7 protein-coding genes are annotated in these 11,463 nt (G+C 45.4%); 3 read left to right on the top strand and 4 right to left on the bottom strand.

Annotation, left to right across the window (positions count from 1 at the left end):
* Window positions 1–23 precede the first annotated feature (23 nt).
* Entirely contained in the window at window positions 24–398 is a 375-nt protein-coding gene (locus SLU01_RS15230) for a VOC family protein (protein ID WP_147059877.1), read from the bottom strand.
* A 333-nt stretch (window positions 399–731) separates the two neighbouring features.
* Between SLU01_RS15230 and SLU01_RS15225 the strand changes: the two genes are divergently transcribed.
* Together SLU01_RS15225 and SLU01_RS15220 are read left to right on the top strand one after the other, a co-directional pair.
* On the top strand, window positions 732–3,803 hold the full coding sequence (locus tag SLU01_RS15225) for an efflux RND transporter permease subunit (RefSeq protein ID WP_147059875.1): 3,072 nt from the start codon (window positions 732–734) through the stop codon (window positions 3,801–3,803).
* 88 nt (window positions 3,804–3,891) lie between these two features.
* A complete protein-coding gene (locus SLU01_RS15220; RefSeq protein WP_147059873.1) occupies window positions 3,892–4,500 on the top strand; it encodes a class I SAM-dependent methyltransferase in 609 nt (202 codons plus the stop codon).
* Window positions 4,501–4,571: 71 nt separating this feature from the next.
* Here the strand turns inward: SLU01_RS15220 and SLU01_RS15215 are convergent, their stop codons facing one another.
* Both SLU01_RS15215 and SLU01_RS15210 read right to left on the bottom strand, forming a co-directional pair.
* Complete coding sequence (locus tag SLU01_RS15215) at window positions 4,572–6,512, bottom strand: GTP-binding protein (RefSeq protein WP_147059872.1); 1,941 nt, start codon at window positions 6,510–6,512, stop codon at window positions 4,572–4,574.
* A 108-nt stretch (window positions 6,513–6,620) separates the two neighbouring features.
* Window positions 6,621–9,056 carry an EAL domain-containing protein gene (locus SLU01_RS15210; RefSeq protein ID WP_147059870.1) on the bottom strand — a complete coding sequence of 812 codons (2,436 nt, stop codon included), beginning with the start codon at window positions 9,054–9,056 and terminating at the stop codon, window positions 6,621–6,623.
* Between the two features lie 328 nt (window positions 9,057–9,384).
* Between SLU01_RS15210 and SLU01_RS15205 the strand changes: the two genes are divergently transcribed.
* On the top strand, window positions 9,385–10,608 hold the full coding sequence (locus tag SLU01_RS15205; protein WP_147059927.1) for an MFS transporter: 1,224 nt from the start codon (window positions 9,385–9,387) through the stop codon (window positions 10,606–10,608).
* Window positions 10,609–10,683: 75 nt separating this feature from the next.
* On the opposite strand, the gene SLU01_RS15200 is transcribed toward SLU01_RS15205, so the two are convergent.
* A complete protein-coding gene (locus SLU01_RS15200) occupies window positions 10,684–11,313 on the bottom strand; it encodes a CBS domain-containing protein (RefSeq protein WP_147059868.1) in 630 nt (209 codons plus the stop codon).
* Between the last annotated feature and the right edge of the window lie 150 nt (window positions 11,314–11,463).

Here is an 11,463-nt window from a genome sequence, read left to right as displayed (position 1 = left end):
ATAGCGGAATCTATTGCTTTTTTTCAATTTACCGCAACCTCACTCATCAACGCATGCACATTCCCCTCTGTATCCTTGAAAAAAGCCATCCACGTTTCCGTTTGTCCCACCTTCGCGACCCTATGCGGCTCATCGATGAAAACAATCCCTTTTTCCATGTATTCCTCATAGGCTTGTTGAATGTGATTTACGTGAAAATAAAGGACGGAGCTTGCATGCGCGAACTCCTTTTTTTCCGGCAAGCTCACGAGTAGGCGCACTCCGTCACAATCGAAAAACGCCATCGTCTCCGTGTTGAATAAAAGCTGTAGGCCTAGAAGGTCCTTGTAAAATGCAGTCGCCCGTTCCATATCTTGTGCCGGTACTCCGATTTGTCCGATTTTCGTAATTGCCCCCATATGAATTTCTCCCTTTTGAATAAGTTTCCTTCATCATACCATTTTCTAAGTAATCAAACACGGGTTTAATTGGGCTAGGCGATGCCACTGGATAGGCATTAAGTCATAAAACGACGATAAGTTTGCCGATTTGACCGATATCTTAGCGGAACTGACCGATAATACCCCAAGTTTGACCGATAACTTTGTGAATTTGACCGATATCCCCGCAACGTCGCCGGCCAAAAACACCATCTACATCCAAGGACTGAGCCGAAATCAGGCTGAGGCTCGTTATAGAGGTTGGAAAAACTTGTTAAGCTGAGTGTCAGTGGCAATGAAAGGGGTAGGAATGTGAGGATATTGGAGTTCATCGTTCGAAAGAAGGTATTGGTTGGTTTATTGACGGTGCTGATTATCGCTTTGGGGAGCTTTGCGGTCGTGAAATTGGATAAGGAGATCATGCCGTCGGTGGGAATGGATGGGGCATTTGTAGCCATCGACGCGGGAGATATGGCGGCGGTTGACGTGGAGCGACTTATCACTTTGCCGTTGGAGCAGAGGCTTGGCGGGATCGAAGGTGTGGACGAAATCCAGTCGACGACGGCAATCGGGAGCATTTCAATCGACTTGACGATAGCCCGGGGAAAAAGCAATGAAGTCATGAAAGACATTGAAAAAGAAGTTAACGACATGAAAGCGGGGCAGCCGGAAATAAAGGAGGCGGCGGCCATTCAATATGGTGTGCGCTCAAGCTATGAGTTTTTCATGGATCTTTCGGGAACTGATCTTCAGTCAATGACTGCATTCGCGAGGGATGTGCTCGAACCGAGGCTTGAGGCGTTGAAGGAAGTCCAGGATGTCCAGCTGTCCGGCGTCATGGAGCAAGAAGTATCCATTAAGTTCAAACGGGAAGCAATGAAGGAAAATGGATTGGATATTTCACAAGTGGCAGGGCTCATTGCACAAGCGAACTCGGAATCGACACTCGGCGAATTGCAAGATGAAGGGGATACTTCGCTGCTTCGGTGGAATTCGAAACTCGCCGACATTGACGGAGTAAAGCGAATTGAAATACCGACAGCGGAAGGTTTTATTCAACTGAAGGACGTTGCGGATGTAACGGTAGTGCCTTTGGAAAGTTCTTCTTTCGTATGGAAGAACGACGCGGAGGAATTGGTGTTCATCCAGGTGGGGCGTGCGGCGAACGTCACGCAAATCGATATGGCAAAAGCGGTTCGCGCTGAGATTCAAAAGATACGCGACGAAGGGCTTGTGAAAGGCTTTACGTTGAATGAAATGGTGGCACAGGCAGATGTCGTGCAGGAATCGATCGATGGGGTCGTCGGGAATATTTTGATCGGCAGCATCGTGGCGGTTGCAATTCTGCTTTTATTCCTCAGAAATGTCCGCGCGACACTTATCGTCGCGGTATCGATTCCGACTTCGGTATTGCTGACCTTTTTGACGGTATACATGCTAGGATACAGTCTTAACATGTTAACGCTTATCGGGCTCGGACTTGGCATCGGAATGATGGTGGACTCGTCGATTGTCATTTTGGAATCGATTTACCGGCAACGGGAGCTCGGGTTATCGAAGTTCGAGGCAGTAATTGCAGGAACGAAGGAAGTGGCGGGTGCCGTTTTCGCATCCATGCTGACGACGATTGTCGTGTTCCTGCCAATTGGATTCATAGGAGCTGGCTTTGGCGAGATCCTGGTCATCCTGGCGATTGTCGTGGCGATTACATTGATTAGCTCGGTGCTTGTCGCCTTCACGCTTATACCGGCATTGTCGGATAAGTTTTTACATTACGGGAGCCACGGTAAGACACGGAAAGGGAGCAGAGCCGCAAAAGTATACGATGGTACGGTTTCATGGATTGTCGCGAAAAAACGTAGGAGTCTACTAGTGATTGCCCTCTTTTTCAGCCTTTTCGCAGGGTCGCTTCTCCTGGTGAATAAAATCCCGATGAATGTCATGCCGGATGTTTTCAACCGTTACAGCGAAATCGTTGCCGTCTTGGAAACGGGCGTTGCGCCAGCTGACAAAGAGCGGATTGCACAACTATTGAACGAAAAGATGGCAAAGATAGATGATGTCGAATCGAGTTATGTGCTGGATAACGGAGGCAATGAAATGCTTATTATCGTCAATATGACGAAAGGCGAACGCATCGTTCATGAGCAAAACGAAGTGAATGAGCAGATTTTAAGGTCGCTTCGTGAATTCCGGGACACGGAACCGATCAGGAATGTGCAACTTGCCATGTCTGAAGTAAGCGGCGCGCCAGTTCAAGTGATGATTAAAGGGGAAGACTTTGTCCAGTTGCAAGGAATTGCGCAAGATTTCATGAAGGAGCTCGGAAAGGTTGAAGGAATAGTAGGCATGACGAATTCGATGGAACGTACATCCGAGGAAAAGAGGATTGTCCTGAATGAGAAAGCGATTCAGGATGCTGACCTGTCGCAATTGCAGGTGAAGCAGTTCATCGAACAGGCTTTCATTGAAATACCTGTTGGCCAGATGGCGCTAGATGGAGGGAATGTACCTCTTATGGTGAGCTGGGACGGCGGGGTTGATTCAGACGAAACACTGTTCGACCTGGAAATTCCGACGATGGAAGGCGACAAGAAATTATCGGAGTTCCTTCATTTGGAAGTTGTCAGAACACCTAATGAGATCATGCATAGTGGCGGAGAACGATTCATCACGGTTTCAGCAGATATTGAAGGCAGGGATTTAGGCGCGGTGAATCGCGACGTTCAAAAAGTGATGAATGAATTTGATATGCCCGCGGACTATGCGATCGAAGTGGCCGGTGATATCGAGGAGCAACAGCAACTGATGATGGAAATGTTTATGGTGTTAGGAATTGCGATTTTCCTCGTCTACTTTATGATGGCAGTTCAATTCAATCATTTAGGTCATCCGCTCATCGTCATGTCAGTCATTCCGATGGCGATGATCGGTGTCATTATCGGCTTGTTCGTTACACAGATGGAACTGAATTTGCTGTCTGGAATGGGTGTCATCATGCTCATCGGCATCGTTTTGAATAACGCGATTCTGCTGATTGACCGTACGAACCAACTTCGCCGGGAAGGAATGTCTGTGGAAGAAGCTTTGGTCGAAGCAGGGAGGAACCGGGTCCGTCCGATCTTCATGACGACATTGACGACGGTTGGCGGAATGCTGCCGCTTGCGCTTGCTTCAGGGGTCTCGGGCAATTACCAAGCGCCGCTCGCGACAGTGTTAATCTCGGGTTTGCTGTTTGCGACGTTCATTACGTTGCTGTTGGTCCCATCGGTGTATCGATTGTTTACACAAAATGAGAAAGTCGTGGAAAGGGAGAAAAATCGGGGCAGAAAGCGATTAGTGAGAAGGGCGGTTGACCCGATAACGCAGATTAATATGAAGTGATTTTACGCGGTCTCCTCCACGGGGGACCGTGTTTTGGCATTTATCCGTAAATCCCCGTACAATGGGGCGATAAGGAAGGTGATTCCGTATGAATGAAAAAGAACATGATAAACTTCTTCAAATCAAAACGGCTGGAACGCTCGAGTTATTGAGCCAGTCGCCACATTATAACCGATACGAAGCAACGCCGTATGAGGCGCTCGATGCGCTTTTCAAGGAGTATGAGTTGGGGCAGGAGGACGGCTTCATCGATTTCGGATGCGGCAAAGCGCGTGTTTCTTTTTATGTCCATCACCGGTTTTCTTCGTCAGTGACCGGGATTGAGATGAATGGCCAGCTTTATCAGGATGCTTTGGAAAACCTTGTTCAATATCGTCGGAAAAGGAAGCAAGCCGGTGGAGCAATTCGTTTTGAGCGTTGCTTTGCGGAGGAATATAAAATTGCTGATTCAGAGAATCGATTTTACTTTTTTAATCCGTTCTCCATTCAAATTTTCATGAAAGTCGTCGGGAATATTCTGCTCTCCGTGGAACGGGAGCAGCGTCCAGTCGATGTGGTCCTTTATTATCCAACGGCTGATTATGTACAATTCATGGACAACCAGACGCCGTTTGAACTGTGGAAGGAAGTTAAGGTTGACCGGCTGTATGCGAAGAACGAAAATGAGCGATTTTTGGTTTATCGATTGGGCGGATGAATGGGATTTGTCAAAGGCATTTAGCGCGGCAAGATGCGCCTTGGAAGTCGTACTTTTGCCGCGCCCAAGCATTATTTCAACAAATGCATCGCTGCTTCGGCTTCGTCCCACGGAACGGGGTAGCCTTTGCCTTTTGCGCAAAAGATCGAGGTCGAAGTGTATTCGGGATCGGCGTCTTTATTGTAGCTGATCTCTTCAATTACTTTCGCTGCATTATGGCATTCATCGTAACCTCCGAAGTTCAAGGTGAGTGCACCTTTGCCGTTTGTGTAGGATGCAAAAACAGTACTGTAATTCATGAATGTCGCGACGGGAACACGGCCTGTTACAATTGTTTTACCGCCGACTGTTTCAGGGGCGGCGAAGCTCCCGGATGCTTGCTGGATATCGGAAAGGACGCGGCCGATATGGTCCATTTCGACTTTGATTTTGAAATCATAATACGGTTCCAGCAGGACGTTTTCCGCCTTCTCAAGCCCTTGCCGCAATGCACGGAAAGTCGCTTCCCTGAAATCGCCGCCGGACGTGTGCTCAATTTGACCTCTGCCCGTGAGCAATGTGATTTTGACATCGGTCAATGCGGACCCAGTCAATAAACCATGATGCGGGCGCTCGAATAGATGGGTCCGGACGAGGTTTTGATTGCCGACGGATAAATCATTTGCGTGGCAAATGTTAGCGAAGGCAATTCCGCTGTTCCGTTCAGCGGGTTCTATTTTTAAATGAACTTCCGCATAATGCTTCAGCGGCTCGAAATGCCCGTAGCCGTTAACCGTGGCACGGGTCGTTTCCTTGTAAAGGATTTTCGGATCGCCGAATGAGACATCGAAGCCGAATCGGTCGTTGACGATTTGCTTCAACACTTCAAGTTGGATGATGCCCATCACATGGACGTGGATTTCCTGTGCTTGTTCATTCCAAATGACATGCAATGAAGGGTCTTCTGCGTCCAGCATTTTGAAGCATCGGAGCACTTCCTTCACATGGATGGTCGGTTCGAAAATGACTGTCGATGTCAAAGTAGGTATGAGGTCAAATTCTGATTTTCCCGCCAGAGCGCCAATTGGATCTCCGGCGTTAGCATCCGTCAGCCCTGTCACTGCGACGATTTCACCTGCGTGGGCAGAATCGATGGGTTTGAATTTATTGCCGTTATACTGTCTGATCTGTGTCAGTTTCTCCGTTTTTTCTCCATAAGCAATCTCATCCCGAACTTGCATCGCTCCTTGTAAAACCTTCAAAAACGTCACGCGTTGCCCATTTTCATCGTGGCGGATTTTATAAACACGCGCAGCAAAATCGCCAGCCTCCGAATAATCCGTGACAGTAAGCATGTCGAACTTCTCAAGAAACTCAAGAATGCCACTGTCTTTTAAGGCGGAGCCATGTCCATATGCAAAGACGTCGCGACTGCTGATCATCCGTTTCAAAGCGTCCAACCATACCGCCTCATCGTAGCCGCTGTCCATATAACGATCTAGCAAGGCTTCGTCACGTTCCGCAATGAATTCAATAAGTTCCTCCGACATGCCGCTGCCCGTCAATTGTGCGAGATCAAAGATGTCCTCGGATAGACTGCTTCCCATTTCACAGACGATCGCTTGTAGATCGACGCCTTCCCGATCGGTTTTATTCAAGAAAAAGAACGTTGGCACGCCATGTTTCTTCAACAATTGCCAAACCGTTTCAGTATGACCTTCTACGCCATCCGCCGCGCTAATAATAACGATGGCGTAATCCATCACTTGGATGGCTCTTTCCATTTCAGGCGAGAAATCGACGTGTCCCGGCGTGTCGATGATCGTATACTGCGAATCGTTGAAAGTGAAGGTCGCCTGATCTGCAAATACGGTGATGCCACGGTTCTTCTCGATGGCATGGCTATCAAGGAAGGCATCTTGGTGATCGACACGCCCCCGTTGACGGATACTATGCGTATGGAACAACAATTGCTCAGAAAAAGTAGTCTTACCCGCATCCACATGCGCAACAATCCCAACAGTTTTAAACATACATACACCTCTCTTATTTTTTTTTTGCGGTGCCTGTCACCCAAGCAATTCAGAATTCAGTGGGTGGCAGGCACCGGGGAGTGTTCTTTCAAAAAAATCGCACCCCTTTCAAGGAGTGCGGTTGTTGTTATGAGAATGAAGCAGTCGTTCGATTTCATGTTGGGGAAGGGGTTTGGAATAAAGGAAGCCCTGCACTTCGTTGCAAGCTAACTTTTTTAGGAAATCTTCCTGGTCTTCCGTTTCAACGCCTTCCGCGATGACGTTCAGTTGCAGATTTTTCGCCAAGTCGATGATTGCCTTTACAATCATTGTATTGTTCTTGCTCAACTCATTGATGAATGCCCGGTCAATTTTCAAATGGGAGATCGGGAATTTGCTTAAATAAAGAAATGAGGAGTAGCCTGTTCCGAAGTCATCGACACTGACGGAAATGCCTGCGTTCTTGAGATCCTGTAAAATACATTGGCATTGTTGGACATCGGACATGATGCTTTCCGTAATTTCCAGATTCAAATTTGTCGGATGCAAGCCGGTTTCATGCAATATCTGCAGCACATCCGCTACAAAGTTCGGTTGTGTAAATTGCCTCATCGATACATTGACACTTAGCCGTAACGATGGAAAACCTTCATCCTGCCAAGCTTTCGCCTGTGCACATGCAGTTTTAAGGACCCATTCCCCAAGCTCGAGGATAAATCCATTTTCCTCAGCAACTGGAATGAATTTCACGGGAGGGATATACCCGCGATCAGGATGCTTCCACCTCGCCAAAGCTTCAATTCCTTTAATGCGGCCGGTTTCCAGATCATATTGAGGTTGATAATGAAGAAGGAATTGCTCTTTTTCCAAGGACTGCCTTAGCTCCTTTTCGAAAAACGTTTTCTCCATTAATTTTTCATGAAGCTCCATAGTAAAGAACCGGAAAGTGCCTCTGCCTGCTTCCTTTGCCGAATACATGGCAGAATCCGCATTTCGAATGAGCGTATTGTAATCCTTGCCGTCTTTTGGATACAAGGCAATCCCGACGCTCGGGGCAACAAAGACTTTTTGATTGCCAAGAAGATAGGGTTGTGAAATATCGTCGACAATTTTCGCCGCAAGATTGGACACTTCATCAACGTCAGGCGACTCGATTAAAAGAACAAATTCGTCGCCGCTTAGTCTGGACGCGGTATCCTGTTCGTGGATACAGGAGAGCAGCCTTTGTCCGACTGCTAGTAGTAACTGATCTCCAATATGATGACCTAATGTATCGTTGATGTTCTTGAAACGGTCCAAGTCCAAAAACAGTACGGCGAATGGTTCGCTAGTGTTTTTCCGACTGACGCGGTCATTTAGTTTTTGCTGGAGATTCCGTCGATTCGGCAAGCCCGTCAAGGAATCATAATAAGCCATATGCTCGATAGCCTTTTCTGCTTTAATCCGCTCGGTTATGTCAATCCCGGTGCCGACAACTTCAACAACTTTTCCCTTCTTTTCAATCGGTGATAAGTAAATCAGGAAGGAAAGACCTTCATAGGTAAGTTCGAATTGAACGATTTCACCTGCTAATGCTGCTGATAGATATTTTTTGAACGCTTCCACTTCCAAATCAGTGAAAGAATGGATGAATTCCTTATTATTTAACTGCTCGGCTGTCATGCCAACTCTTTCCTTAATTTGTCCTTCAAAAAGAGTGAATTCAATCCCGCCGTTTTCGGATGCCTTGTATTTAAAAATAGCATTTTGTAAGTTTTTCACGGTTGTCTGAAAATCATTTTGCAATGCAATTTCCAAAGAGTCTTCCGCTTTTTTCCGGTCCGTGATATCAAAACGGATCGCAATATATTGTTCTGGTTTTCCGTCTTCGTCAAGAAATGGAACGATCGTCGTACTCACCCAGTAGATAGAGCCATCTTTCGCCTTGTTGCAAATATCACCTTGCCAAATTTCTCCGCTTTGGATGGCATTCCACATTTCTTTAAAAAAGCTTTTGGGATGATAGTTTGAATTTACAATGCGATGTGTTTTACCGATAAGTTCGCGACTTGTATATTGGGACAATGCACAAAATTGTTCATTGACATATGTAATGACGCCTTTTGCATCTGTAATAGCGACTACTGAAGAATAATCGAGCGCGTTTTCAATGTTTCGAAGGTTTTGCAGCGTCTCGAAGTACTTTTCGTTAATCAATTCACGTGCTGTAATATCATTATCAATTGATAAGAATTGGACGATGTCGCCTTCTTTATTCCGAATTGGAATGATTGTGGCAGTCACCCAATAATAAGAGCCATTTTTTGCTTGGGCCTTGATACTTTTCTGCCAAGCTTGTTCACTTGAGAAAATCTGCTCCATTTCTTCAACGAAACTTTCCGCTGTATAACCTGGGCTGACAATACCATAATTCCGTCCGATTAATTCATCTCTCGTATAGCCTGATAGCTCGCAGAAATTGGAGTTAACATACGTAATCCGGCCATTTCTGTCGGCAACTGAGATGCTGAATTTTTTGTCCATTAATGAAATGAGTGCAGCTGTATTAATCTCTGAGAACCTCATTTGTAAATTCCTTCCTTTATACAAAAACAACGCATGATTGCGTAGAAAGACTTCTGTGTGATTCACCGGATGAGGGACAGGGAAATTGAATAGAAAGGCATGAAAAAGCAGGTATAATCATAGTTATTTCTAAGGTGATTATAGCATTTTCATTGTTTTCAATCCACTTAGACTAATTGACTTGCCGGATTGGTTTTTTCAACAATTACTAATTCTTACTATTGTTTTATGAATATTAAATGTACAATAAATGAAATACTCATAGAGTTCAGAGGATAGGGGTGGGAGGGTGAAAAAGACGAAGTACACTAAAACGGAAAAGAGCTGGATGTTTTATGACTGGGCGAATTCGGCCTACTCAATTATCATTACGACTGCTGTATTTCCACTTTTTTATAAATCTGTAGCGACCGGGGCAGGGGTAAGCGAGGTAAATTCAACAGCGTATTTGGGGTATACGGTAGCAATTGCCACGTTCATTTTGGCGATGATTGGTCCTATATTAGGGACGATTGCGGATTATCGAGGATTAAAGAAGAAGTTTTTCTTCGCATTCTTCCTGATCGGCTCACTTTCAACAGTTTCTTTGGCATTTGTACCGGATGGATCATGGCTGCCGCTTTTAATCATTTATACGATTACGGCTATCGGATTCCATGGAGCCAATATTTTCTACGATGCCTTTTTGGTCGACGTGACGCCTGAGGAGAAGATGGATGACGTTTCATCACGCGGTTTTGGACTGGGGTATATCGGTAGTACGATTCCATTCATTATAAGTATAGCGATCATTCTGCTGGCAGGAAAAGGTGTTATTCCAATTTCCACAGCCGTAGCAAGCAAGCTTGCATTCGTAATTACGGGGATTTGGTGGTTCGCCTTCACCATTCCGATGTTGAAAAATGTTGTACAGATCCATGCAATCGAACGAGAACCGAGGATCTTGGCAGGAAGCTTCCGGAGGCTCGGAGATACGTTCAAGGAAATCAAGAAGTACCGGACTGTTTTCATATTCTTGTTAGCGTATTTCTTCTATATCGACGGAGTCGGTACGATTATTTCTATGTCGACGGCATATGGTTCTGATTTGGGCATTAAGCCGACGGACCTGCTGATTGTATTGTTCGTCACCCAGGTCGTTGCCGCACCGTTTGCGATTCTTTACGGGAAGCTTGCACAGCGCTTTTCAGTGAAATCGATGTTGTATGTGGGGATTTTTGTCTATATTATCGTATGTATCTATGCGTTTTTCTTATCGACGACGTTGGATTTCTGGATTCTCGCTATGCTTGTCGCCACTTCTCAAGGCGGCATTCAGGCGTTAAGCCGTTCATATTTCGCCCAATTAGTACCGAAAGAGAAGTCCAATGAATTTTTCGGTTTCTATAATATTTTTGGTAAGTTCGCATCTGTTATGGGTCCGCTGTTGCTCGGTGTAACGGCACAGTTAACAGGCAGCTCAGCGTATGGCGTGTTCAGTTTGATTATTCTCTTCATCATTGGCGGTATTTTATTGCGGATGGTTCCGAAGCCAGTAAGTGAGACTGTATAAGAAAAGGCTGTTTCCATTTTCATGGAAACAGCCTTTGTTATTTTTTGTCTAGCTACTGGCGCCCTTCGCTTTTGTTTATTTCGGATCGATCTGTTGCATTTGGAGAATTCTAAAGCCGTTTTTCTCCAATTTCTCTTTAATTCGATTCGCTTCTTCTTCGGACTTTTCGTCTTCCAATGTAAGGACGACTCTTCGGGCAAGTGCAGAGCCGTTGTCGAGTGTCATGAGGCCTTCAATGTTTTCGTCTTTTAACGCTGTTGTCAATTTCCGGATCATGCCGCGCGCTTCAGTGGATGCGAGTGTGATGTTGAGACCGCCGGTTTTTGTTCCAAATGCATCTTCAAACACACTTTCGATTTTATTATGGGTTACAATACCTATAAGCTTGTCATCTCTGACGATGCTAATGAAAGGCAATGCTTTAATGTTCAGCAAGGTACTTAAAAAAGAAGCATCTTCAAATAGATAAGTGTCTTGGTGTCTGAGCAAATGATTGATCGATTGTTCTGCATCGCCCTTTTCTTCGTACAGGTAAGAGAGCAGATCGACTTTGTAGATCATTCCTTTATAGTTGTCGGCTTCGTCGACGACAGGGATGCAACGGTATCCCGTTTCATTGATTTTCTTAAGTGTGTCGGAGACGCTTTGGTCTACCTTGACTGTTGCAACTGCTAATCTTTCTACGATTAAATCTCGAATGTGCATAATATGTGCCCCCTTAATTTTTCTATGTTATCATAATTTTTCGTTTACGATTGTCTTCTATTATAATTGAAAAGTAGAAAGTTGTATATGAAAACTTATAAATCATAGCAGGTCTGTTGATTAACCAAATAATAGGCTATAACATAGTTC

It is taken from the genome of Sporosarcina luteola, from assembly GCF_007991495.1.
Taxonomy (GTDB): Bacteria; Bacillota; Bacilli; order Bacillales_A; family Planococcaceae; genus Sporosarcina; species Sporosarcina luteola.
The sequence above is the reverse complement of the archived record's forward strand: the minus strand, read 5'-3'. Positions and strand labels throughout refer to the sequence as shown.

Coding starts and splice junctions, on each gene's coding strand:
- SLU01_RS15230 (WP_147059877.1), bottom strand. CDS start 398: ATGGGGGCAATTACGAAAATCGGACAAATCGGAGTACCGGCACAAGAT.
- SLU01_RS15205 (WP_147059927.1), top strand. CDS start 9,385: ATGTTTTATGACTGGGCGAATTCGGCCTACTCAATTATCATTACGACT.
- SLU01_RS15215 (WP_147059872.1), bottom strand. CDS start 6,512: ATGTTTAAAACTGTTGGGATTGTTGCGCATGTGGATGCGGGTAAGACT.
- SLU01_RS15210 (WP_147059870.1), bottom strand. CDS start 9,056: ATGAGGTTCTCAGAGATTAATACAGCTGCACTCATTTCATTAATGGAC.
- SLU01_RS15200 (WP_147059868.1), bottom strand. CDS start 11,313: ATGCACATTCGAGATTTAATCGTAGAAAGATTAGCAGTTGCAACAGTC.
- SLU01_RS15220 (WP_147059873.1), top strand. CDS start 3,892: ATGAATGAAAAAGAACATGATAAACTTCTTCAAATCAAAACGGCTGGA.